At 66.6% G+C, this 23,371-nt stretch carries 26 protein-coding genes; 18 read left to right on the forward strand and 8 right to left on the reverse strand.

Annotation, left to right across the window (positions count from 1 at the left end):
* The 3 genes from Q0S71_RS09105 to Q0S71_RS09115 all read left to right on the forward strand — a co-directional run.
* The coding region (locus tag Q0S71_RS09105) for a hypothetical protein (RefSeq protein ID WP_295994063.1) at positions 1-413 on the forward strand (413 nt) is incomplete at its 5' end.
* Positions 414-673: 260 nt separating this feature from the next.
* Entirely contained in the window at positions 674-964 is a 291-nt protein-coding gene (locus Q0S71_RS09110) for a hypothetical protein (protein ID WP_295994065.1), read from the forward strand.
* Complete coding sequence (locus tag Q0S71_RS09115) at positions 961-1,986, forward strand: IS5 family transposase (protein WP_295994068.1); 1,026 nt, start codon at positions 961-963, stop codon at positions 1,984-1,986. The genes Q0S71_RS09110 and Q0S71_RS09115 overlap by 4 nt, the downstream gene beginning before the upstream one ends.
* A gap of 43 nt (positions 1,987-2,029) precedes the next feature.
* Here the strand turns inward: Q0S71_RS09115 and Q0S71_RS09120 are convergent, their stop codons facing one another.
* Together Q0S71_RS09120 and Q0S71_RS09125 are read right to left on the reverse strand one after the other, a co-directional pair.
* Positions 2,030-2,440, reverse strand: a complete 411-nt coding sequence (locus tag Q0S71_RS09120; protein ID WP_295994069.1) for a hypothetical protein — start codon at positions 2,438-2,440, stop codon at positions 2,030-2,032.
* A gap of 703 nt (positions 2,441-3,143) precedes the next feature.
* Entirely contained in the window at positions 3,144-3,665 is a 522-nt protein-coding gene (locus Q0S71_RS09125; RefSeq protein ID WP_295994071.1) for a hypothetical protein, read from the reverse strand.
* A gap of 28 nt (positions 3,666-3,693) precedes the next feature.
* Here Q0S71_RS09125 and Q0S71_RS09130 point away from each other — a divergent pair, with 28 nt between their 5' ends.
* The 5 genes from Q0S71_RS09130 to Q0S71_RS09150 all read left to right on the forward strand — a co-directional run bounded on the left by Q0S71_RS09130 (position 3,694) and on the right by Q0S71_RS09150 (position 7,470).
* Entirely contained in the window at positions 3,694-4,974 is a 1,281-nt protein-coding gene (locus Q0S71_RS09130) for an epoxide hydrolase family protein (RefSeq protein WP_295994073.1), read from the forward strand.
* Between the two features lie 44 nt (positions 4,975-5,018).
* Positions 5,019-5,933, forward strand: coding sequence for a LysR family transcriptional regulator (locus Q0S71_RS09135; protein WP_295994075.1), 915 nt, complete (start codon positions 5,019-5,021; stop codon positions 5,931-5,933).
* 123 nt (positions 5,934-6,056) lie between these two features.
* The gene (locus Q0S71_RS09140) at positions 6,057-6,812 is read left to right on the forward strand and encodes an SDR family oxidoreductase (protein ID WP_295994076.1); all 756 of its coding nucleotides are present in this window, start codon (positions 6,057-6,059) and stop codon (positions 6,810-6,812) included.
* Complete coding sequence (locus Q0S71_RS09145; RefSeq protein WP_295994079.1) at positions 6,793-6,978, forward strand: hypothetical protein; 186 nt, start codon at positions 6,793-6,795, stop codon at positions 6,976-6,978. Before Q0S71_RS09140 ends, Q0S71_RS09145 begins: the two co-directional genes overlap by 20 nt.
* 162 nt (positions 6,979-7,140) lie before the next feature.
* Positions 7,141-7,470 carry a YciI family protein gene (locus Q0S71_RS09150; protein ID WP_295994081.1) on the forward strand — a complete coding sequence of 110 codons (330 nt, stop codon included), beginning with the start codon at positions 7,141-7,143 and terminating at the stop codon, positions 7,468-7,470.
* A 104-nt stretch (positions 7,471-7,574) separates the two neighbouring features.
* On the opposite strand, the gene Q0S71_RS09155 is transcribed toward Q0S71_RS09150, so the two are convergent.
* From Q0S71_RS09155 to Q0S71_RS09165, 3 genes are read right to left on the reverse strand one after another with little or no spacing between them, the layout of a single operon-like run.
* Positions 7,575-7,724: an SDR family oxidoreductase gene (locus Q0S71_RS09155; RefSeq protein ID WP_295994083.1), complete on the reverse strand. Its 150-nt coding sequence runs from the start codon at positions 7,722-7,724 to the stop codon at positions 7,575-7,577.
* A gap of 35 nt (positions 7,725-7,759) precedes the next feature.
* Positions 7,760-8,518 carry an SDR family oxidoreductase gene (locus tag Q0S71_RS09160; protein ID WP_295994085.1) on the reverse strand — a complete coding sequence of 253 codons (759 nt, stop codon included), beginning with the start codon at positions 8,516-8,518 and terminating at the stop codon, positions 7,760-7,762.
* On the reverse strand, positions 8,515-8,994 hold the full coding sequence (locus Q0S71_RS09165) for a glutathione S-transferase family protein (protein ID WP_295994088.1): 480 nt from the start codon (positions 8,992-8,994) through the stop codon (positions 8,515-8,517). The genes Q0S71_RS09160 and Q0S71_RS09165 overlap by 4 nt, the downstream gene beginning before the upstream one ends.
* Before the next feature lie 11 nt (positions 8,995-9,005).
* On the opposite strand from Q0S71_RS09165, the gene Q0S71_RS09170 reads away from it, so the two are divergent.
* On the forward strand, positions 9,006-9,227 hold the full coding sequence (locus Q0S71_RS09170) for a LysR substrate-binding domain-containing protein (RefSeq protein WP_295994090.1): 222 nt from the start codon (positions 9,006-9,008) through the stop codon (positions 9,225-9,227).
* Positions 9,228-9,465: 238 nt separating this feature from the next.
* Here the strand turns inward: Q0S71_RS09170 and Q0S71_RS09175 are convergent, their stop codons facing one another.
* Both Q0S71_RS09175 and Q0S71_RS09180 read right to left on the reverse strand, forming a co-directional pair.
* On the reverse strand, positions 9,466-9,924 hold the full coding sequence (locus Q0S71_RS09175) for a transposase (RefSeq protein ID WP_295994092.1): 459 nt from the start codon (positions 9,922-9,924) through the stop codon (positions 9,466-9,468).
* On the reverse strand, positions 9,917-10,573 hold the full coding sequence (locus Q0S71_RS09180; protein ID WP_295994094.1) for a DsbA family protein: 657 nt from the start codon (positions 10,571-10,573) through the stop codon (positions 9,917-9,919). Before Q0S71_RS09180 ends, Q0S71_RS09175 begins: the two co-directional genes overlap by 8 nt.
* Positions 10,574-10,675: 102 nt before the next feature.
* On the opposite strand from Q0S71_RS09180, the gene Q0S71_RS09185 reads away from it, so the two are divergent.
* The 4 genes from Q0S71_RS09185 to Q0S71_RS09200 all read left to right on the forward strand — a co-directional run bounded on the left by Q0S71_RS09185 (position 10,676) and on the right by Q0S71_RS09200 (position 13,299).
* Positions 10,676-11,605 (forward strand): LysR family transcriptional regulator, encoded by a 930-nt coding sequence (locus tag Q0S71_RS09185; protein ID WP_295994096.1) that lies wholly within the window; start codon positions 10,676-10,678, stop codon positions 11,603-11,605.
* 121 nt (positions 11,606-11,726) lie between these two features.
* A complete protein-coding gene (locus Q0S71_RS09190) occupies positions 11,727-12,194 on the forward strand; it encodes a VOC family protein (protein ID WP_295994098.1) in 468 nt (155 codons plus the stop codon).
* A 15-nt stretch (positions 12,195-12,209) separates the two neighbouring features.
* Positions 12,210-12,632, forward strand: coding sequence for a YciI family protein (locus Q0S71_RS09195; RefSeq protein ID WP_295994100.1), 423 nt, complete (start codon positions 12,210-12,212; stop codon positions 12,630-12,632).
* Positions 12,633-12,714: 82 nt separating this feature from the next.
* Positions 12,715-13,299 carry an O-methyltransferase gene (locus tag Q0S71_RS09200; protein ID WP_295994102.1) on the forward strand — a complete coding sequence of 195 codons (585 nt, stop codon included), beginning with the start codon at positions 12,715-12,717 and terminating at the stop codon, positions 13,297-13,299.
* 106 nt (positions 13,300-13,405) lie between these two features.
* Here the strand turns inward: Q0S71_RS09200 and Q0S71_RS09205 are convergent, their stop codons facing one another.
* Positions 13,406-13,915, reverse strand: coding sequence for a GAF domain-containing protein (locus Q0S71_RS09205; protein ID WP_295994104.1), 510 nt, complete (start codon positions 13,913-13,915; stop codon positions 13,406-13,408).
* A 224-nt stretch (positions 13,916-14,139) separates the two neighbouring features.
* Between Q0S71_RS09205 and Q0S71_RS09210 the strand changes: the two genes are divergently transcribed.
* From Q0S71_RS09210 to Q0S71_RS09230, 5 genes are all read left to right on the forward strand, one after another.
* Positions 14,140-15,270: a hybrid sensor histidine kinase/response regulator gene (locus Q0S71_RS09210; RefSeq protein ID WP_295994106.1), complete on the forward strand. Its 1,131-nt coding sequence runs from the start codon at positions 14,140-14,142 to the stop codon at positions 15,268-15,270.
* Positions 15,267-18,671 carry a PAS domain S-box protein gene (locus tag Q0S71_RS09215; RefSeq protein ID WP_295994107.1) on the forward strand — a complete coding sequence of 1,135 codons (3,405 nt, stop codon included), beginning with the start codon at positions 15,267-15,269 and terminating at the stop codon, positions 18,669-18,671. The genes Q0S71_RS09210 and Q0S71_RS09215 overlap by 4 nt, the downstream gene beginning before the upstream one ends.
* Before the next feature lie 189 nt (positions 18,672-18,860).
* Positions 18,861-20,558: an ATP-dependent DNA helicase RecQ gene (locus Q0S71_RS09220; RefSeq protein WP_295994109.1), complete on the forward strand. Its 1,698-nt coding sequence runs from the start codon at positions 18,861-18,863 to the stop codon at positions 20,556-20,558.
* Positions 20,559-20,739: 181 nt separating this feature from the next.
* Positions 20,740-21,741 carry a ligase-associated DNA damage response exonuclease gene (locus tag Q0S71_RS09225; protein WP_295994110.1) on the forward strand — a complete coding sequence of 334 codons (1,002 nt, stop codon included), beginning with the start codon at positions 20,740-20,742 and terminating at the stop codon, positions 21,739-21,741.
* Positions 21,734-23,371 carry an ATP-dependent DNA ligase gene (locus tag Q0S71_RS09230; RefSeq protein WP_295994111.1) on the forward strand — a complete coding sequence of 546 codons (1,638 nt, stop codon included), beginning with the start codon at positions 21,734-21,736 and terminating at the stop codon, positions 23,369-23,371. The genes Q0S71_RS09225 and Q0S71_RS09230 overlap by 8 nt, the downstream gene beginning before the upstream one ends.

Genomic DNA, 23,371 nt, shown 5'->3' on the forward strand with positions numbered 1-23,371 from the left:
TGTGTGCTAAACGTGGGTCAATTTTCGATGCAAATTATGCGGCTAAGTGGGTCAGTTTTCGGTGCAAATCAACAGTATTCTCTCAGCGCCTTGCTGATGGTCGGGAGAACGGTATCAATGTATTTGATGCGCCATGGAAGAACGTTGTTGCTACTCTTTACCATGAGCTCAATGAATTTCGGACTGATGCCGATGTCAACGACGCAATCGAGCACAAAGATAATGATTTTCTTGGATGGAATTCGCGAAGCGGTCGGGAGGTTGGAGACCAACCAATCTTCAGTGCAGGACTCGATCTAAGAAAGGTCTTCAAGGAAATTGATGATCTACCCGGTCCACCGATACCTGTTCAGTTCCTATATTCGAATGCAGTACATGGAGCAGAGGGCCCGATTGGGCAGCCTCATTCATAGTAACTTACGAACGTTTGAATACTTCAAGAGCTGCACTATTCAAGAGTTGTTTGTCGGCTGCCGAACTGAAAAGTTATTTGTATGCCGCGTTTGCTCTCTAAGTAGTCGGCTCTGAACAATTGAACAGAGCCTGATTCTAAAGGCGAAACGGCCAGAAAGCACAGCTGGGATTTGCAAGGTTTCGTTAGAATAGAGGCAATTCCTTGCAAATTCGAGAGAGTGTAATGGGGCCAAAGCCAGTCGGACCGCAAAGCCATGACATGTTCCGCCAGCGCCTGGACGAACTGGTGAACCTGCAGCACCCACTGGCAAGACTGGCCCAGCACATCGACTGGCAAGTATTCGAGCAGAAGTGGACTCCCCACTTCCCGTCATCGCGTGGCCGACCGGCCACTCCAACGCGCCTGATCGCCGGCCTGCTGTACTTGCAGCACACCTACGCCCTGTCGGACGAGGATGTGGTGTGGGCTGGGTCGAGAACCCGTATTGGCAGCTGTTCTGCGGAGAAACCTGGTTCCAGCATTGACCGCCCATTGATCCGAGTTCGTTGACCCGCTGGCGCAACCGCATCGGCGAGGAAGGCTTGGAATGGATGCTGACGCAAGCCATCAAAGCCGCCGAGTCAACCAAGGTCGTCAAGCCGCAGAGCTATCAGAAAATCATCGTCGACAGCACCGTGCAGGAAAAGGCCATCGCTTATCCGACCGACAGCAAACTGCTGGAGCGGGCCAGGCAGCATCTGGTCAAGCTGGCCGCCGAAGCGGGACTGACGCTGCGCCAGAACTACAACCGCGAAGCACCCCAACTGGCCGTTCAAGTGGGCCGTTACGCGCACGCCAAACAGTACAAGCGCATGCGCGCGAGCCTGAAGAAACTCAAGACCGTGGTGGGCCGTGTCTGGCGCGATGTGGCACGCCAGCGCGAGAATATAGCGGGCGCCTTGCAGGACAAGGCCACTGACCTGCTGGCCAAAGCCAAGCGCCTGCTCACGCAGAAACAGCGCGACAAGAACAAGCTCTACAGCCTGCATGCGCCCAAGGCCGAGTGCATCGCCAAAGGCAAGACACGGCAGCCTTATGAATTTGGCGTGAAGGTGTCGATCGCCACCACGCACAGGGAGGGCTTGGTGGTGGGCATGCGCAGCATGCCGGGCAATCCGTACGATGGCCATACGCTGTATGAAACCTTGGAGCAGGGCGATCCTCACCGAGCACCAGCCCAGAGAAGTGTTTGTGGACCTAGGCTATCGCGGCGCCGAGGTGCAAGCCGGAACCAAGGTCTACCACCACAAACTCAAGCGCGATATCACCGAACGCCTGCGGCGCGACATCCGACGTCGCAGCGCCATCGAGCCGGCGATCGGACACATGAAGAACGACGGCAGGCTGCGGCGAAACTGGCTCAAAGGCGTGGAAGGCGATGCCTTCCACGCGCCACTGTGCGGTTGCGGCCACAACCTACGCATGATCCTGCGGAAGCTGCGGCTTCTTTTTGTCTTGATCCCGCTTGGACTATATGGCGCCAGCTTTTTTGTATCCAGTATCCGCAGCCGGTTGCGCCGAGCTGCGGCTAACTTTTGAATTATTCAGGCCGGACTATCTAGCTGGCCGGACTATCTAGCTCGACATTTTGCTAGCCATCCAAGTCGTCAGTTCCTGGTACCCGGCAGATGAATTCATCACCGACTTACTGCGTATTTTTCCTTCGATAATAAGAGCAACGTCCAGCTTATGTTTGCCGACATCTATCCCAATGGCAGTAGCTTCCTTGTCCATGGCTTTCCCTCCTCGTATGCAGGCTTGCGTGAATTGCAGTAGCCTCACCGCTTTGCGTCCGGCATCGCCTCCTCGTTTGCTGAAAAAGCTCCTGATTTCTCTCGAATATTCAAGGTGTTCACCGAGCTTCATCGGCTGGGCGAAAATGGATTCGAGGGGGATCTGCAAAGAGAGCAAGCTGATGTTGTGAATCGGATAGAAACCGGCATGGCGGGAAAGCCGCAAAAGTTCATTGCCAAGCTGTTTGGCCAATTTGATCTTGCCGTTTCTAAGTGAAGATACCCGTGCTTACGTAGAAATCATTGGCTCTCCTTGATTTCGAAATCTCTACTACTCAAGCACATGTTTTGGCAACTTTTGAGGGGGCATAATTTCATCGAACTTCGCATCTCACAAAAACTATTGCGAGTCGGTTCTTAGATCTGTACAGTTCGACTGCACTATCTGCGGAATGTAAGCATTCCATCCAGTGCGGCAAAATTTCTCCCAAGTGACCCACAAGGGGACTGGCTCCCCTCTGATTCGCAGACGCCCTTATTCTATAAGGCTTACTTTAACAGTCGCGGATACTGCTGCATCATGGGGGTAATTTTTGATTCGGTGCTTGCCATAAGGCCCTGATTTCTTTAAATATTAAATGTAGGCGGCTGATTTATTCGAGGATGGTTTGACGGCGGAAAAATCTGCTTCAGTCGCACACACCATAAAACCCCTCAACACTGCGTCATTCGGCGTAGCTTTTTGTATCGTCGTTGTTGAAAGTTACGCCACAACTCGCACCAATTCGATGCCGGGGCGGCCAAGCCGATCGCGCCAGGTGCGCACATTATAATGGACGAATACCCCGGTCTACGCTCGAAGGCGACGCTGGCCGCCAAGACATGGAGATATCGCTACAGGAGTCCCGTTGCCGCCGTCCGGCCGGCTTTTCATTCATCCATCCCCAGTATGAAAGCTATGCTTCAGGCCGCCGTTCCCAGACGTGGCGATCGCGCCGAAAATGGCCGGGTGCGAAAGCGGTTCGCACCGGCGGGCGTAGCGGGAGGTGGGGTGGTATGAACAGGATATTTTGGAGCGCGGCGCCGCTGGCCGTCGATGCCGTCGATACCATGGACGGCGGCCGTTGAATACCGGCGCGACGGCGATGTCGCCGGAGCGGGCGGTGCTTGCCGATGCCCAGCTCCGGTTCGTCCGGCTGCGCTCCAGCGACGACAACATGGTTTATCAGCCGGAACGCTGCGTGATCGGCGATTAGCGATCCGGTGGTCGCGCAACTGGTGGCGTCCTTGTTGCCGGTGCTCGACGATCCGGCCAGCGCCTCCAGCGTTTTTGTGGCGCACGTCGCCCGTTCAGCGGCGGCGGCAGCCGCGCCAGCGGTGGCGATGCGGTTCCGGCCGGCGGCGCCGCCATTGTGCATATCCGTGGACAATGTATCCCGCGCCCGGCGGTTTATCGAAGTCGCGTCGTGCTCTAGCATGGTGTACTCCTTTCACGCAGAGATCATCATGGACAACAAGCACACCCATTCCCACCCACCGTCGGCCGGCCGCCGTCAACTGTTGCAGCTGAGCGCGCTGGTCTCGGCCGCGCTGGCGGCCCCCGGGCTGGCGCAAGCGGCGCTGGCGCCGTCGGCCCAGGCCAGGCCGCAGGGCGACGCCATCGTCCCCTTTAAAATCCAGGTGCCGCAGGCGGCGATCGACGACCTGAAGCTGCGCTTGCGCCACACCCGCTGGCCGGAACAGGAAACCCAGGCCGGCTGGGTCCAGGGTGTTCCGCTGGCGGCGGCGCGCTCGCTGATCGAAGACTGGCGCGACCGTTACGACTGGCGCAAGTTCGAGGCGCGCGTCAACCGCTACCCGCAATTCCTGACCCGGATCGACGGCCTGGATTTTCATTTCATCCACGTCAAGTCCAGGCACCCGAACGCGCTGCCGCTGCTGCTGACGCACGGCTGGCCCGGCTCCTTCGCCGAGTTCCTTGAGCTGATCGCCCCACTGACCGACCCGACCGCCTTCGGCGGCCGCGCCGAGGACGCCTTCCACGTCATCATTCCATCGCTGCCCGGCTTCGGCTACTCCGGCAAGCCGACCGAGTCGGGCTGGACCGCCGAGCGCACCGCGCGCGCCTGGACCGTGCTGATGAAGCGCCTCGGCTACGGCAAATGGGTGGCCCAGGGCGGCGACTGGGGCGCCACCGTCACCACCCGCCTGGGCATCCAGCAAGCCGAAGGCCTGGCCGGCGTGCACCTGAACTGGCAGTTCGTGTTCCCCGACAAGCTGTCCGACCAGCTCACCGCCGAAGAGCGGCACGCCATCGACGGCGTCACCCAGTTCACCAACGACGGCTTCGGCTACTTCCGCATGCAGATCACGCGTCCGCAGACGGTGGGCTATATGCTGTCGGACTCGCCGCTGGCGCAAGCCATGTTCATCTACGAGAAATTCCAGACCTGGACCGACAACCAGGGCAAGCCCGAGGATGCGCTCAGCCGCACCGCCATGCTCGACGATATCTCGCTGTACTGGTTCACCGACAGCGGCGCCTCGTCGGCGCGCTTTTACCGCGAAAACCAGAGCGAATCGCTGGGCCAGGGACAGATCCACATCCCGGTGGCGGTCAGCGTGTTCCCGCACGAAATCTTCGTGCCGCCCAAGAGCTGGGTCGAGGCCAAATACACCAAGCTGGTATATTTCAATAAACTGGACAAGGGCGGCCACTTCGCCGCCTGGGAGCAGCCCGAGGTGTTCGTGCAAGAGCTGCGCAAGGGCTTCGCCTCGCTGCGCTGATCGCCGCCGGCGGACCCCGCCAACCAGTTGTGGAGGACCGCCGTATGGATCGATTCAACGCGATCAGGGTGTTTTGCCGCGTGGTGGAGCTGAAAAGCTTCACCAAGGCGGCCGATTCCCTGGACATGCCCAAGACCACGGTCAGCAAGCTGATCGCCGACCTCGAGGCGGCGCTGCATGTGAAACTGCTCAGCCGCACCACGCGCACCGTGCAGGCGACGGTGGAGGGCGCGGCCTATTACGCCCAGACGTCGCGCTGGCTGCGCGACCTCGACGAAATCGACAGCGCCTTCGAGGCCCGCCACGTCGACCTGCGCGGCCGCGTGCAGGTCGACCTCAGCGCCTGGGTGGCCAGCACGGTGGTCATCCCGCGCCTGCCCTTCTTTTACGCCAGCTATCCGGGCGTCCAGATCGAACTCAACGTCAGCGACGAGCCGACCCAGCTGCTGCGCGCCAATTCCGACTGCGCCATCCGCGGCGGCGAACTGGCCGACACCACCATGGTGGGGCGCCTGGTGGGACAGTCGCGCCTGATGACGGCGGCCGCGCCGGCCTATCTGGAGCGCCACGGCACGCCGCGCCACCCGCTGGAACTGGAACTTGGCCATCAACTGGTCGGCTACCAGTTCGCCAGCAGCGGCCGGCCCATGCCGTTCCGCTTCCGCCAGCGCGACGAAGAAATCGACATCGCCGGCGCCTGGCGCATCAGCGTCAACGAAAGCAACGCCCACCTGGCGGCCGGCCTGGCCGGCCTGGGCATCCTCAGCAGCTTCGAGTGGAAGCTGCGTCCCTATCTCGATGACGGCCGCCTGGTCGCCATCCTCGACGACTGGCAAGAAGCCAGCTATCCCTTCTATGTCGTCTATCCGCCCGATAAGTACCGCAACGAGCGCGTGCGCGTCGTCATCGACTGGCTGGCGGCGCTGTTCGCCGGCCTGGACCCGGCCATCGGGCGCTGACCGCCGATTGTGCATGGGGCTGCCCAAAGCATGCCGGTTTAGCCTATTTATCCGCCGCCGCCGCGCCTATACAGTGTGACCATGCGTCGGCTTGACGCTCACTCACTTTAAAGGATGGCTGACATGGCTAAGAATATTTTCACGATCGAAGGCAAGGTTGCCCTGGTAACAGGCGCATCGCGTGGCATCGGCGCGAGCGTGGCGAAACAACTGGCCGAACTGGGCGCCACGGTGGCGATCAGCTACACCGCCAACGCGGAAAAAGCCGGGCGCATCGTCGCCGACATCGAGGCCGCCGGCGGCAAGGCCGCCGCCTTCCAGGCCGACCAGGCCGAGGAAGCGCAAGTGCAGCAACTGGTGCGTGACGTGGTGCGCACGTTCGGCAAGCTCGACATCCTGGTCAACAACGCCGGCGTGTTCGAGACCGGTTCCATCGTCGACACCACCGACACCAGCCGCTTCGACCGCCAGGTGGCGATCAACTTCGGCGGCGTCGTCGCCGGCATCCGCGCCGCGTCGCGCGTGATGGGCGAAGGCGGCCGCATCGTCTCGATGTCGTCCGGCCTGGCGGCGCTGGCCGGTGGCCCGGGCATGGCGGACTACATCGCCACCAAGGCCGCCATCGAAGGCTACACCAAGGGCGCGGCGCGCGAACTGGGCCCGCGCGGCATCACCGCCAACGTGATCCGCGTCGGCTCCGTCAACACCGACATGAATCCGGAAGACGGCCCTTTCTCCGACTGGCAAAAAGGCGCCAACGCGCTGGGCCGCTTCGCCCGCACCGAGGAGATCGCCGCCCTGGTGGCCTTCCTGGTCAGCCCCGCCGCCAGCTTCGTCAACGGCGCCATCCTCAGCGCGGATGCCGCCTACAGCGCGTGATGCGCACGCCCCGGCGGTGAGGGAGCAGTGGGCCGCCGTCGGCCTGCTCGGTCCCGCCGCCTTCGCCATCGTCAAGTCCGAGTTTCTGCCGATCGGACTGCTGCAAGGCATCGCCGCCAGCCGGTTGATGGTCACCATGCCGGGCCCCGATGGGTATAGTGTTTGAATTGTTCGCCTGCGTCCTGGCGCTGGCGGCGCCGCGGCGCATTCATGTCGCCGGCGTATAAGTGTCATGTTCCCGCAGGCGCGGCTCGGCATCTATACTTGTTTTCAGCGGGGCACGGAAGTGATCCCCAATTTTTGAAACAAGCACTTTATGGAGTACATCATGATTGACGAAAACGGCCCGCACTATTTTGTCGCGTTCCAAACCCCCGGACCGAAATGGGTGCGCGGGGTGAAGTACAACGAGCAGCCCGAGTTCATGGACCATGTTGGCTACATGATGAAAATGCAGGAGCAGGGCCTGATCGTACTGAGCGGCCCGTTCATGAAAAAGGCCGGCGGCCTGAACGGCGAACTGGAAGACGGCGGTATGACCATCTTCAAGGCCGCCGATCTGGATGAGGCCACCCGGATCGGCGCCGACGATCCGACCGTCAAGTCGGGCATGTTGAACGTCGAAGTGAAAATGTTCTGGGTGCCATTCCACACCTGATCGCCAGCACCAAGGCGCCCGCGGCGGCCATGCCGTCGCGGGCGCTTTCACCATTCCCCCTGGTTTTACACCCACAGAGCGCGCCCGCTGCCTACGCTTGACCGTCACACCTGGGCGTAGCCGCCGTCGGCGAACAGCTCGGTGGCGTTGACGAAGGCGGCGTCGTTCGACGCCAGGAACAGCACCGCCGCCGCGATTTCCTCGGGCTGCCCCAGGCTGCCGCGCAGGATGGGCGCGGCCAGCTCGTCGCGCACCTTCGCGGACGCATCGGCAAGGCGCCGGGGAGGATTCAGGCGTTGTAGCCGCCGTCGGCGTCGATGATGGTGCCGGTGATGTACGAGGCGGCCGGGCTGGCCAGGAAGAGGATGGGGGCGATCACCTCCTCGAGCCGGCCGTAGCGCTTGATACACAGTCCCTGCAACAGCGGCGCGATGGCGTCGCGCATGTGGGCGTTGAGGTCCGTCTCCATGAAGCCGGCGTGCACCACGTTGACCGTGATGCCACGCTCGGCCAGGTCGCGCGCCGCGCCGCGCGCGTAGCCGTCGATGGCGGCCTTGATCGAGGCCATGTCCGAGATGCCGGGCGCGCCGGGACGCACGCCGAGGTTGGAGCCGACGAAGACGAAGCGGCCGCCGTCGCCCATCACCCGGGAGGCGGCCCGCACGATGGCGCGGAAGCCGGTATTGGCCACCGCCCAGTAATGGTCGAAGGCGGCCTCGTCGCGCTCGCTATCGTGGGCGCTGCCGAAGCGGTCGATGGAGGCGTTGTTGACCACGATGTCCAGCCGTCCGAACCGCTCGATGATGGCGGCGATGACTTGCGGCGCGGTGCCGGCGTCGGCCTGGTCGGCTTGTATCGACAGGCCGCGCACGCCATGCCGCTCGATCGACGCGAGCACCGCCGCCGCCTTGGACACCGACTCGGGCGACACGAAGGTGAACGCCACCTGGGCGCCCTGTTCGGCCAGCGCCTGGGCGGTGGCGGCGCCCAGGCCGCGCGCGCCGCCCGTCACCAGGGCGACCTTGCCGGCTAATGGCTGCGCGCTCATCGCTGGTCGCCGAACGCGGCCATCAGGGCCGCCATGCGCGTTTCGACTTCATCGCGGGTACGCGACCAGGCCTGCACTTCGTCGAGCAGGCGCTGCTGCCATGCCATCACGTTGGGGAATTCGGCGTAGGGCGGATGGCTGCGCGTGAGGTGGGTGAAGGGGCCGGCCAGGTCGATATCGGCCAGCGTGACGCGGTCGCCCACCACGTAGCGTCTGTCCTCGAGGTGCGCCTCCAGGATGGCGGCGAACTTGCGGATCGACGCCTCGGCGTCGGCGATGACGCGCGCATCCTGCGGCCGGCCCATGGCCACCTTGGCGATGCGCTCCGTGAACAGCGCCGGCGGGCCCTGGCGCCAGTGCTCGGCGGCCCAGAACATCCATTGCAGCGTGAGCGCGCGGTCCAGGCCGGCCGGCAGCAGGTCGGAGCCGAATTTTTCGACCAGGTGCAGATTGATGGCCGCCGCCTCCCACAGCATTGGGGCTGGCGGTGGCCAGCGAGTGGATTTTCACGGAGGAGCTGGCGGCGGGCCAGGTTTGCGAGGCGCTGAGCGATTGGGACATGCCGCGCCTGGACTTGTGGGCGGTGTTGCCGGGAGGGCGGCACGCCGGCCCCAAGGCCCGCGCCTTCATCGCCTTCGTGGAAGAACAGCTGGCGAGCACCCGCTATGGCGTGGGCCGAGCCGCCGCTGCGCTGGAGGGCGCGCCATAGCGTGCCAGCCCCGCCGCGGTGTTGCCGATACTGGAGGGGTGGACCGATACGGAATGGCGGCGCTGACGCTATCCGGCCAGCTTTTCCGGCGCCGCCGGGCTGTGGTTCAAGCTTGCAACTTAGCCCTTGCGAGGACATCGGTATCGTATGAAACCGCGTTTCTTCGCATCCTATTCCTATCGTTCGGACGGGCGCGCGCTAGGCTTGGTGTTTTCCACGGGCGCGACTGTCGCCTGCGTCAACCGTCGGCCAGCTCGGGCGTGGAAACGCCGCAGCGCTCGCGCGGGCCAACGGCAGCGGCCGGCGGCCGCTGGCTTTCCACCAGCGCCAGGACGCGGCTGGACGAGCGCATGCCGATGTCGGCCAGTCTGCGGTGCACTTCCAGCACGGTGTCGTTCAGGTGGGCGGCGCGGAAATCGGCGTCGTCGTGCAGGGCCTGGAAAATCCGCTGCCAGCGCTGCTTGTCGGACCAGCGCATATAGCGCACGTAGATGCTGTTCCACGCGCCGAACGCCGGCGGCAGGTCGCGCCACGGCGTGCCGGTGCGGATGTGGTACAGCACGGCTTCGACAAACAGGCGGATGTCGGCGCCGCTGTTGCCGCCGTGGCGGGGATCGCGGCTGATGACCGGCACTATCCGCTCCCATTGCCGTTCGCTGAGCCAGAGGGCGGCCGCCGCCACGGGCGCGCTAGGCATGGTCATGCAATAGCGCGTCGAGCCGCGCATTGAGCTCGTGCAACGCGCTGCCGGCGGCGCCCAGCGCGTGGACCGCCGCGCCGTCGGCCGACGTCCACAGCAAGGTCGGATAACTGTCGACGCCGAGCCGGCGCGCCAGCGCGAAGTCGGCCTGCGCCCACGCCAGCGCCGAGCCGTCGGCCAGGTGGCCCAGGGCGGTGCCGGCGTCGTATCCGGCCGCCGTGGCGATCTCGGCGATGGTGCCCGCTTCCGACAGGCTGCGGCCGCGCTGGTAAAACGCGTCTTGCAGGCGATGGGCCCAATACAGGGCCCGCTCCGGCGCCAGCGCGCGCAGGGCCGCGTAGCCGGCCGCCGCGTGCGTCGAGTCCATGACCATGCTGCCCTGCGCCAGCAATTGCTGGTAAGCGGGGCCGAAGGTGGCGCCCGTCAGGCGGCCGATGCGCGCGTTGGCCTCCGGTATGTGGGGAAACGCCGAAATCGGGGCCGCGCGCGCGCCGGTGAACAGGCCGCCGCTGATGGCCGTGAAGTGGACGCGGTGGCCGTTGGCCGCCGCGAATTCGGCCAGCCGCTCGGCATAGCCCCAGCACCAGCCGCAGTAGGCGTCCATGACATAGGTGACGGTGGGAAGGGGAAGATGAGCGACTTTCATGTTGTCCTGGCGGGTCGATGTCGGGCGTGACTATATTCGCTAATAAAAATAAGATAAACTCTGTTTTGATTAACAGGTTGTCAACCAAATTGAGATAATTCCATGGACAGACTGACCGCGATGCGGGTTTTCATCCAGACCGTGGACCGCGGCAGCTTGAGCGCGGCGGCGGAGTCGCTCGACATTTCGCGCGCCATGGCGAGCCGCTACCTGGAAGGACTGGAAGATTGGCTGGGCGCGCGCCTGCTGCACCGCACCACCCGCAAGCTGGGCCTGAGCGACGCCGGCGAACAGGCGCTGGGGCGCTGCCGCGAAATGCTGGCGCTGGCCGACGACTTCCTGGCGCAGACCAGCCAGGACGGCGCGCTGGTCCAGGGCCGGCTGCGCGTGACGACCTCGCCCTCGTTCGCCCAGGCGCAGCTGGCCGGCGCCGTGGTGGAGTTCCAGGCCCTGCACCCGCTGGTGGAAATCGATTTGCTGGTGGGCGACCGCATGGTCAACCTGGTGGAGGAGCGCATCGACCTGGCGGTGCGCATCAGCAACCGCATCGACCCCTTGCTGGTGGCGCGCCGGCTGGCCGTTTGCCAGTCCGTGCTGTGCGCCTCGCCGGCCTACCTGCGGCGGGCCGGCAGCCCGCTCGTGCCGGAAGACTTGAAGGCGCACCGCTGCATCACCCACAGCAGCGGCATCGCGCCCGAATACATGTTGCGGCGCGACGGGGTGTTGACCAAGGTCCAGGGCGGCGGCGGCCTGACGGTCAACGAAACCTGCATCACGCGCGCCGCCGCGCTGGCCGGGGCGGGCATCGCCATGTTGCCGACGTTTTCCGCCGGCGACGATTTGGCGCGCGGCGCGCTGGTGCCCGTGCTGCCGCTCTACACGGTGGACCCCTTCGATATCCAGGCGGTCTACCTGTCGCGCCGCCATCAGCCCCGGCCGCTGCGCCTGCTGATCGAGTTTCTTTCCGACCGTTTCGGCGGCGCCGTCGCGCCGTGGGACCGGCCCGATGCGCCGCGGTCCGCAAAAAAATGATCGAAAACGCACTGTTTCAGTTTCGCTCCGGGCGATCGTCGGGTACATTATCTTTCTGCCGCCGTGCGCGCGGCGGGCGCATCGCCCGACATGCCACGCCGGCCCCTACAAGGAGACCACCATGACCGTATCCGCCATCCCCCAAGGCATGCACGCGCTGACGGCGCACCTGGCCTGCGCCGGCGCCGCCGCCGCCATCGACTTCTATCAACAAGCCTTCGGCGCCGTCGAACTGACGCGCATGCCCGGCCCCGACAACCGCCTCATGCACGCCTCGGTGCGCATCGGCGACAGCGTGCTGATGCTGTCCGACGAATTCCCCGAATACGGCGGCAAGGGTCCGCTGACGCTGGGCGGCTCGCCCGTCACGCTGCACTTGTACGTGCCGAACGTGGACGAGGTCTATGCCCGGGCGGTGGCGGCCGGCGCCACCGTCAAGATGCCGGTGTCCGACATGTTCTGGGGCGACCGCTACGGCCAGGTCACCGATCCCTTCGGCCACAACTGGTCGATCGCCACCCACATGCACGACTACACGCCGGAGCAGATGGATGAGCAGATGAAAAAAACCATGCCGCAGCACGGCTGAGCGAAGGAGAGCGCCATGCGTTTCATGATCATCGTCAAGGCGACGGCCGAGTCCGAATCGGGCGCGATGCCGAGCCAGCAACTGCTGGAAGACATGGGCAAGTTCAACGCCGAAATGGCCGAGGCCGGCGTCCTGCAGGCCGGCGAAGGCTTGCATCCGAGTGCGCGCGGCGCCCGCATCGCGTTTCGCGGCGACGAGCGCCACGTCATCGACGGCCCCTTCCCCGACGTGCGCGAACTGGTCGCCGGCTTCTGGCTGATCCAGGTGGCGTCGCGCGACGAGGCCATCGCGTGGATGCGGCGCTGTCCGCGGCCCTTCGACGGCGATTGCGAAATCGAAATCCGCCAGCTGTTCGAGATCGACGATTTCGGCGACGCCGCCACGCCCGAACTGCGCGAGCAGGAGGCGCGGCTGCGCGCGCAGACGGCCAAGCACTGAGCAGGCTGCCGATGGGCGCGGCACGCGGCGCGCCCTCTCGGCGATCGTGACGGCAGGGATAATTTGACCGGGAGAGGCCGCTATGGACTTGCACGCGCTGCTGTGCGAACTGGAAGACTTCGGCATCGCCAATGACGACGCGCACGCCGAACGCGAGCGGCGCATGCTCAACATCACGCGCGACACCGGCGAGCTGCTGGCGGTGATGGTCAAGGCGCGCGCCGCCCGCCACATTCTGGAAATCGGCACCTCGAACGGTTATTCGACGCTGTGGCTGGCGAGCGCGGCGGCGCCGCTGGGCGGGGTGGTGACGACGGTGGAATGGTCGGAAATGAAGTATGACCTGGCCAGGGCCAATTTTGCCCGCGCCGGTTTGGGTGGCGCGATCCGCGCGCTGCACGCCGACGCCGGCCAGGTGCTGGCGCACGCGGCCGATGGTGCTTACGAGATGGTGTTTCTCGACTCGGACCGCAGCGCCTACGTGGCATGGTGGCCGCAGATCCGCCGCGTGCTGGCGGCCGGCGGCGTGTTGGTGGTCGACAACGCCATATCGCACCGGGAAGAGATGGCCGGCTTGACGGCCGCCATCGCCGCCGACGCCGGCTTCACCAGCTGCCTGGTCCCGGTCGGCAAGGGCGAATTGATGGCGGTGAAGCATCCGGCGTGAGCCGCAATGGGCGGTGCCGGGGAGCAGGCAGAGCAGCCGCTACCTTACATCGGGGTCAGACCCCGAATTAGTTTAGTGGCCGCGCAGGCGCCCCCCTGCGGGTACCTCAAACAGCGGCCAACGTCGCTTCCAGCACCCGCACCAGCGAGACGATGCCGTCGGCGTCGGTCTGGTCGAAGCGGTCCGGCAGCGGGCTGTCGAGGTCGAACACGCCGATGATCTCGCCGTTCGCCCGCAGCGGCACCACCAGCTCGGAGCGCGAGTTGACGTCGCAGGCGATGTGGCCGGGGAATGCATGGACGTCGGCGACGATGATGGGCTCGCCCTGGACGACGGCGGTGCCGCAGACCCCGCGTCCCTTCTTGATGCGGATGCAGGCCGGCTTGCCCTGGAACGGTCCCAGCACCAGCTCGTCTTCCTTGAGGAAATAGAAGCCGCTCCAGTTCAGCCCCGGCATGGTGTTGAACACCAGCGAGCTGAAATTGGCGGTGTTGGCGATGAAGTCGGTCTCGCCGGCGACCAGGCCTTGCAGCTGCGACCGCAGGTCGGCGTACATGGTCTGTTTGGCGGCGGCGCTGTCGGTGCGGTAGGCGTGGTCGGCGAGGGTGAAAGTCATGATGTGGGCTCAAAAAGACGGGAAAGCGCTATGGTAGCCGTTCTGGCGCCGGCCTGCTGGAGGCGCCCGCGCACGGTTCGTCAAGGATGCGGGAACAACAACAATAAAACTGGTAGCATGGCAAAGTCCGCCGCAGTATGGTTCCCATTTCCTTGCCGCCATGACGCCTTCGGCCCCGCGTTCGCGCCCGGCCGGCGGCGTCATGGCGTGCGATTTTAAAGAAGATGAGCTTAGTGAACGCTCCTATCAATATCCTGGTCGTCGACGACATCGCGCAAAACCTGACGGCGCTCGAAGCGCTGCTGGCCGGTCCCGGCTTGCGCCTGCTGAGCGCATCGTCCGGCGCCGAGGCGCTCGAACTGCTGCTGGTGCACGATGTGGCGCTGGCCCTGGTCGACGTCCAGATGCCGGCCATGGACGGCTTCGAGCTCGCCGAACTGATACGCGGCAGCGAGCGCACCCGCGCCATTCCCCTGATCTTTTTGACGGCCGCCACGCGCGAGCCCAGCTACAGCTTCCGCGGCTACGAGGCCGGCGCCGTCGATTTCCTGTACAAGCCCATCGACGCCAAGGCGCTGCTGAGCAAGGTGCGCGTGTTCGTCGAGCTATACCAGCAGAAGCGCCAGTTGTCGCAGCAGCTGGCCGAGTTGCAGCGCGCCCTGCACTTGAATGAAATGTTCACCGCCGTGCTGGGCCACGACTTGCGCACGCCGCTGTCGGTGGTGATGAACGGCGCCATGCTGTTGCCGCTGATGACGGACAATCCGAAGGTGACGCAGACGGCCGGCCGCATCGAGAGCAGCGCGCGGCGCATGGCGCTGATGGTCGACCAGCTGCTGGACCTGGCGCGTATCCGCTCCGGCAATATGCGGCTGCGGCTGGCGGCGGCCGATTACGCGGCGCTGTGCCGCGCCATCGCCGAGGAGCAGCGCTGCGCCGCGCTGGAGCCGGCGCCGTGCATCGACGTCGACAGCATCGGCGACGCCACCGGCACGGTCGACGCCGGCATCTTTTCGCAAGTGCTGTCCAATTTGCTGAGCAACGCGCTGACCCACGGCGAGGCCGGCCAGCCGGTGCTGGTCCGGCTCGACGGCCGCGCCGCCGGCGAACTGGTGGTCACGGTCGCCAACCGCGGCGTCATCGCGCCGCAGCTGCTGCCGCGCATCTTCGAGCCCTTCCACCAGGGCAGCGACAGCCGCCGCTCCGGCCAGGGGCTGGGGCTGGGCTTGTACACGGCCAGCATGTTCGTCGCCGCGCATGGCGGCCGCATCGGCGTCGCCTCCGACGCCGACGCCGGCACCGTCTTCACCGTCACCATGCCGCGCCGGCCGTCGGTGGTCGAGGAGCCGGCATGACGCAGCCCGATTCGCCCACGCCGCAGCCGGCGCCACCGTCGTCGGCGCGGCCGTCACCGACGCCGCCGTCCTTGTCGTCGGTGCACGCGGCGCATCCCGCCCATCCCGCGCCGCCACCACCGGCCGTCCCCGCGCCGCGCGGCGGCGGCGCCGCCGGCGAGCTGCTGCGCGCCCACGACTGGAGCGCCAGCAGCCTCGGCCCGCTGGCGCAGTGGGACGCGGCGCTGCGCACCAGCACCGACATCGTGCTCAACTCGCCGGCCGCGATGCTGCTGCTGTGGGGGCCGGAGCACGTGATGATTTATAACGACGGCTACGCCGCCATCGCCGGCGCCCACCATCCCGCCGCGCTCGGCGCCCGCGTGGAGCAGGCCTGGCCCGAGGCCTGGAGCTGGAACCGCGGCGCGCTGGCGGCCGCCCTGCGCGGCGAACCCGGCGTGGCCAAGGACCGCCATCTGGTGCTGATGCGCGCGGCCGGCGGCTTGCCCGACGATGGCTGGTTCGACCTGTATTACACGCCGGTGCATGAGGCCGGCGGCGGCGTCGCCGGCGTCATGGTCACCGTGATCGAAACCACCGATAGGGTCGAGCGCCAGCGCAAGCTGGTCAACGAGAGCGAGGCGCTGGGCGAGCTCAATCGCGGCCTCAAGGGCGAGCGCGCCATGTTGCGCGCGCTGTTCGAGCAAGCGCCCGGCTTCATGGCCGTGCTGCGCGGACCGGACCATCGCTTCGAACTGACCAACCGGCCCTATCTGGACCTGGTCGGCCCGCGCGCGCTGATCGGCCGCAGCGTCGCCGAAGCCTTGCCGGAAGTGGCCGAGCAGGGCTTCATCGCGCTGCTCGACCAGGTGTACGCGTCCGGCGTGGCCTACGTCGGCAAGGCCATGAAGGTGGTGCTGCGGCCCGATGGCGGCGCCGACGCCGTCACCCGCTACGTCGACTTCGTCTACCAGCCGGTGCGCGACGGCGGCGGCGCCGTCGACGGCATCTTCGTCGAGGGCGTCGACGTCACCGAGCGCATCGTCGCCGAGGAGCGGCTGCGGCTGGCGCAGCAGGCCGGCGGCATCGGCAGCTTCGAGTGGTTCCCCGACAGCGGCAAGATGGTGGTGTCGCAGACCTACCGCCGCATCTGGGGCCTGGACGATGCGCAGGAAGTGAACGCCGACCTGCTCGTGGCCCTGGTCGAGCCGGCCGACCGCGCCAAGGTCGGCCCGAGCAAGCTGGCGCGCGCCGGCAATCCGCTCGACTATGTCGAATACCGGGTGCGGCGGCCGGTCGACGGCCAGCTGCGCTGGATCGCGCGGCAGGGCGAGGTGATGGAGGGCGACACGCCGGCCCAGCTGCGCTATGTGGGCGTGTCCTTCGACGTGACCGCGCGTAAGCAGACCGAACAGGCGCTGCGGGCCAGCCAGGACCGCCTCGCCGCCATCTTCGGCCAGGCCTCGGTGGGCTTGTCGGAGCTCGACCTGGCCGGCAACTTCCGCCGCGTCAACGGCGCCCTGTGCCAGATGCTGGGGCGCGACGCCGACGCCCTGCTGGGCCTGAACATGGAAGACTTGATCCATCCCGACGACCTGGCCGACAACCGCGCGCTGCTGGCGCTGCTGATCGACACGGGCGCGCCGTTCACGCTGGAAAAACGCTACCGCAAGCCGGACTTGTCGTGGGTGTGGATCTCCTCCAGCATGAGCCGGCTCGACGACGAATTCGGCCAGCCGCAGGCGCTGATCGCCGTCAAGACCGACATCACCGAGCGCCACCGCATCGAGCTGGCGTGGCGCGAACTGAACGAAACGCTGGAGCAGCGCGTCGGCCGCGAAGTGGCCGAGCGCGACAAGGCCGAGGAGGCGCTGCGGCAGTCGCAGAAGATGGAGGCGGTCGGCCAGCTGACGGGCGGCGTGGCCCACGACTTCAACAATGTGCTGCAAATTATCTCCGGCAATCTGCAACTGCTGCACCAGCACAGCGACGGCGACAGCAGCAACCGGCGCCGGCTCGACACCGCCATCGCCGCCGTCGAACGGGGCGCCAAGTTGTCGTCGCAATTGCTGGCGTTCGCGCGGCGCCAGCCCTTGCAACCGGTGGCGCTGGACCTGGGCCGGCTGCTGGCCGAGATGGACGAGCTGCTGCGGCGCGCCGTCGGCGAGACGGTCGACATCGCGCTGCAAGTGGGCGCCGGCCTGTGGAACACCCTGGTCGATCCGGGCCAGCTGGAAAGCGTGATCCTGAATCTGGCCATCAACGCGCGCGACGCCATGCGCGGCGAGGGCCGCCTGAGCATCGAGCTGGGCAACGCGGTGCTGGGCGAGTACGACGTCAAGCAGCTCACCGACGTGGTGGCCGGCCAGTACGTGCAGCTGACCGTCAGCGACACCGGCTGCGGCATGACGGAGGAGGTGCTCAAGCGCGCCTTCGAGCCCTTCTTCACCACCAAGCCGGAGGGCGAGGGCACGGGCCTGGGCCTGTCGATGGCCTATGGCTTCGTCAAGCAGAGCCGAGGCCACATCCGCATCGACAGCGTCAGCGGCGCCGGCACCAGCGTGCGGATTTACCTGCCGCGCTCGATGCTGGCCGAGGTGCGGCCGGAGCCGGAGCCGCCGCGCCCCGTCAGCGGCGGCACGGAAACGGTGCTGGTGGCCGAGGACGACGCCGGCGTGCGCGCCACCGTGGTCGACATGCTCAGCGCGCTCGGCTACCGCGTGTTGCAGGCCGACGGCGGCGAGCAGGCGCTGCGCCTGCTGCGCGACGGCGCGGCCGTCGACCTGCTGTTCACCGACGTGGTGATGCCGGGGCCGCTGCGCAGTCCCGACCTGGCGCTGCGCGCGCGCGCCCTGCTGCCCGACATCGCCGTGCTGTTCACGTCCGGCTACCCGCAAAACGCCATCGTCCACGAAGGGCGGCTCGACGCCGGCGTCGAACTGCTCAGCAAACCGTACCGGCGCGAAGACCTGGCGCGCAAGCTCAGCCACATGCTGGCCAACCGCCGCCAGCAGATGCAGGCGCGCCAGCGCCTGGTCGACGACAGCGGCGCCGCGCCGCTGGCCGCGCCGGGCACGTCGCTGCGCATCCTGGTGGTGGAAGACAACCTCGATTCGCAGCAGATGGTGTGCGAGCTGGTCGGCATGCTCGGCCACACGGTCAGCGGCGTGGCCGACGGCGAAACGGCGTGGCGGCTGATGGCCGAGCAGTCCTTCGACATCCTGTTCACCGACGTCAGCCTGCCCGGCATGTCCGGCATCACGCTGGCGCGCCAGGTGGCGCGCGCCATGCCGGACACGCGCATCGTGTTTTCCACCGGCTACGGCAAGGAGGCGCTGGACCAGCTGGAATTCAAGGCCAGCTTCCTGCGCAAGCCCTACGATTTGCTGGAGCTGAAGGCGGCGCTGGACCAGCAGGTCTGATCCGTTCGCGCCGCCGCGCCGGCCGCAACTCACGCGCCCGTCCTACACGATTGTAGGCGCGCTCCTATGGCGTATGGCTGACCCGGCGCCTACAGTGTGATACAGGATGTGATACGGGGCGGCGCGCCGCAAGGCGCGGCGCCGTGGCTCACACGGACTATCCCTCTCGACCTTGCGCCAGGACTTTATATGCCCACCAACCCCACCCCGGCCGCCCAGCGCCGCCGCATCCAGCGCCTGCTGCGCGACGTGTTCGGCGTCGACGCGCTGCGCGGCGGCCAGCAGCAAGTGATCGCCAGCGTGCTGGCCGGCCGCGACACGCTCGCCATCATGCCCACCGGCAGCGGAAAATCGCTGTGCTACCAGATCCCGGCCGCGCTGCTCGCCGGCGCCACCATCGTCGTCTCGCCGCTGATCTCGCTGATGAAGGACCAGCTGGAAAAGCTGGCCGCCGTCGGCATCGCCGCCGTGCAGGTGCACAGCGGCCTCACGCGCGAGGAGGAGGCGCTGGCGCTGGAGCGCATCCAGAACGAGCTGAACAGTATTATCTTTTGCACGCCCGAGCGCCTCACCTCGCCCGATTTCCTCGCGCTGCTGCGCAACACGCCCATCGGCCTGATGGTGATCGACGAAGCCCACTGCATCTCCCAGTGGGGCCACGATTTCCGCCCGGCCTACCTGGAGCTGGGCGCCGCCCGCGCCGCGCTGGGCAAGCCGCCGCTGCTGGCGCTGACGGCCACCGCCACCGAGGAAGTCGTCACCGACATCGGCCAGCAGCTGGGCACGCCGCGCATCAACGTCATCAACACCGGCATCTACCGGCCCAATCTGCATTACAGCGTGATCCAGGTGACCAACCCGGACGAGCAGTACGCCCAGGCCTTGCGGCTGGTGCACGAGAGCAGCGGCGTCGGCATCGTCTACGCCGCCACCGTCAAGGCCGTCGAGCAGTTGCACGACCGGCTGCGCGACGCCGGCGAAAGCGTCACCTGCTACCACGGCAAGCTGCCGGCGCGGCAGCGCAGGGCGCAGCAAGACCTGTTCATGAGCGGCGCGCGGCGCGTGATGGTGGCCACCAACGCCTTCGGCATGGGCATCGACAAGAGCGACACGCGCTTCGTCATCCACCTGCAGGTGCCGGCCAATCTGGAAGCGTATTACCAGGAGTCGGGCCGCGCCGGCCGCGACGGCCTGGCGGCCGACTGCACGCTGCTGTACTACCAGGCCGACAAGCGGGTGCAGCAGTTCTTCCTCGTCAAGCACTATCCGGTGGGCGCCGAGCTGATGACGGTGCACGACGCGGCGCGCGAACTGGCGGCGCGCCAAGGCGCCTTCGGCTACGCCGAGCTGAAGGCCGGCCTGGACGGCATCGCCGACAGCAAATTGAAGGTCTGCCTCAAGCTGCTCAAGGACGGCAAGCTGCTGCGGCAAAACCGCCGGCTCGCTTACCAGGTCGCGCCGGTGGAGCCGAAGCCGCAGCAGTTCGAGCAGCTGGCGCAGGTCTACGCCGACAAGCAGGAACGCGACCACATGGCGTTGGACCAGATGGTGCATTATGCGCAGAGCGCGTCGTGCCGCTGGCGCCTGCTGCTCGATTATTTCGGCGACCAGGCGCCCGGCTTCGAGCAGTGCTGCCGCTGCGACAACTGCCTGTCGCCGCCGGCCGTGCAGGCCGACGCGCAGGACGTCGCCGCCTTCGACCCGGCGCCGCAGCGGTCGCCGTCGCCGCTCGACACCGTCGACATCGGCTTCGCCATCGGCAGCCAGGTCAAGGTGCCGAAATTCGACATCGGCACCGTGCTGTCGATCGCCGGCGACAAGGTCACCATCGAGTTCCCGGAAAACACCACCAAGACCTTCATGGCCGAATTCGTGTCGACGGTGTAAAGCGGGGAGGACGCCGCGCCGCGTGCCCCCGGGTTGCGGCGGCGGCCGGTCCCGCGCCGCGCCATCGTACCCACCGCACCATCGCGTGAGCACCGTGCGCCAGCGGACAGAAACGCGGCGCGGATGGCATTAAGATGGACGCATCGTCCCTCATCCACCATCCTGTTCGCGAAAGTAGCCCATGTCCGATATGGTCGTCGTGCGTCAAGCAGGCCTGTACTGTGTTCCCGGCCAGTTCTACATCGACCCGTGGCGGCCGGTCGAGCGCGCCGTCATCACGCACGCGCACGGCGACCACGCGCGCCACGGCCACCGCCATTACCTCGCGGCGGCCGCCGGCGTCGACATCCTCAAAGCGCGCCTCGGCGACATCCACATCGACGGCCTGGAATACGGCGCCACCGTGGTCCACAACGGCGTGACGATTTCCCTGCACCCGGCCGGCCACGTGCTCGGATCGGCCCAGGTGCGCATGGAATGCCAGGGCGAAGTGTGGGTGGCGTCGGGCGACTACAAGGTCGAGCCCGACGGCACCTGCGCGCCGTTCGAGCCGGTGCGCTGCCACACCTTCATCACCGAATCGACCTTTGGCCTGCCGGTCTACCGCTGGCAGCCGCAGCAAACCATCTTCGACGACATCAACCAGTGGTGGCGCAAGAACGCCGCCGAGGGCCGCGCTAGCGTCGTGCAGTGCTACGCCTTCGGCAAGGCGCAGCGCATCCTGAGCGGCCTCGATGCCGGCATCGGGCCCATCATCTGCCACGGCGCGGTCGAGCCGCTCAACCGCGTCTACCGCGCCGCCGGCGTGGCGCTGCCGCCCACCGTGATGGTGGGCGACGTCGATAAACCAGCCATCGGCCGCTCCATCGTCATCGCGCCGCCGTCGGCCGCCGGTTCGCCGTGGGTCAAGCGCTTCGGCGACTACAGCGACGCCTTCGCCAGCGGCTGGATGCAGCTGCGCGGCGCGCGCCGGCGGCGCGGCGTCGACCGCGGCTTCGTGCTGTCCGACCACGCCGACTGGCCCGGCCTGATGACGGCCATCCGCGCCACCGAGGCGCCGCGCGTGATCGTCACCCACGGTTCCATCCCCATCCTGGTGCGCTGGTTGCAGCAGAACGGCTTGCAGGCCAGCGGCTTCGATACCGAATATGGCGACGACGAGGCGGAGGAGGGCCATGCGTGAATTCGCCGCCCTGTACGCGGAGCTCGACGAGACCACCGCCACCAAGCGCAAGCTCGACGCGCTGAAAACCTACTTCAGCCGCGCCGCGCCGGAAAACGCCGCGTGGGCCGTCTACTTCCTGGCCGGCGGCAAGCCGCGCCAGGCCGTGCCGACCAAATTGCTGTGCCAGTACGCGACCGAATTCGCGCGGCTCGATGGATGGCTGTTCGACGAATCGTACAACGCCGTCGGCGACCTGGCCGAGACCATCGCCCACATCCTGCCCGAACCGTCGACGCGCAGCGACATCGGCCTGGCCGTGTGGATAGAGCAGCGCATCGCGCCCTTGCGCGGCGCCGCGCCGGAAGCCATCCGGGCGGCCCTGTGGCGCTACTGGGACGAGCTGGAAACGCGCGAACGGTTTTTGCTGGTGAAGCTGATCGGCGGCGGCTTTCGCGTCGGCGTCTCCAAGCTGCTCGTCACGCGCGCGCTGAGCGCCATCGCCGCCGTCGACAGCAAGCTGATTGCGCAGCGGCTGATGGGCTGGACCGACGGCGCCGTCTGCCCGACCGCGCAAGGCTTCCTGCAATTGATCGCCGCGCCGTCGGACGACGAACACGCGCGGCGCGGCGGCCAGCCCTATCCCTTCTTCCTCGCGCACCAGCTGGTGAACGCAGCGGAGTCGCTGGGCGACCTTCGGCGCTGGCAAGTGGAGTGGAAGTACGACGGCATGCGCGCGCAGCTGGTCAGCCGCGGCGGCGAAAACTGGATCTGGTCGCGCGGCGAAGAACTCATCACCGACCGTTTCCCGGAACTGGCCGCGCTGCGCCTGCCCGACGGCATGGTCATCGACGGCGAAATCCTGATCTGGCACGGCGCCGACGCGACCGGGCCGGCGCCGTTCGCCGAGCTGCAAAAGCGCATCGGCCGCAAGACGCTGTCGGCCCGGCTGCTGGCCGAGGCGCCGGCCGTGCTGGTGGCCTATGATTTGCTGGAACTGGACGGCGCCGACCTGCGCCACCGGCCGCTGCACGAGCGGCGCGCGCTGCTCGAACGGCAGGTGGCGCTGATCGCCGCGCCGCCATTGCGGCTCTCGCCGCTGATCGTGGCCGACGGCTGGCGGGAACTGGCGCAGATCCGCACGCAGTCGCGCGCGCGCGGCGTCGAGGGCCTGATGCTCAAGGCCGTCGACGCCGAATACGGCGTCGGCCGCACCAAGAACGTCGGCACCTGGTGGAAGTGGAAGATCGACCCGTACAGCGTCGACGCGGTGCTGATCTACGCCCAAAGCGGCCACGGACGGCGCGCCTCGCTCTACACCGATTACACCTTCGCGGTCTGGGACGCGGACCAGGAAGGCAGTCGCCGCCTGGTGCCGTTCGCGAAAGCCTATTCCGGCCTGACGGACGCCGAGATCGCGCAAGTCGACAGCGCGATCCGCAAGACGACGATAGAAAAATTCGGTCCGGTGCGCAGCGTCGAGCCGACGATGGTGTTCGAGATCGGCTTCGAGGGCATCTCGCTGTCGCCGCGCCACAAGTCCGGCATCGCCGTGCGCTTCCCGCGCATCCTGCGCCGGCGCGACGACAAGAGCATCGACGACGCCGATACCCTGGCCGCCTTGAAAGGCTTGCTGGCGGCGGCGCCATGA

Origin of the sequence: Rugamonas sp., from assembly GCF_025354735.1 — a bacterium.
In the GTDB taxonomy this organism is placed as follows: Bacteria; Pseudomonadota; Gammaproteobacteria; order Burkholderiales; family Burkholderiaceae_D; genus Rugamonas.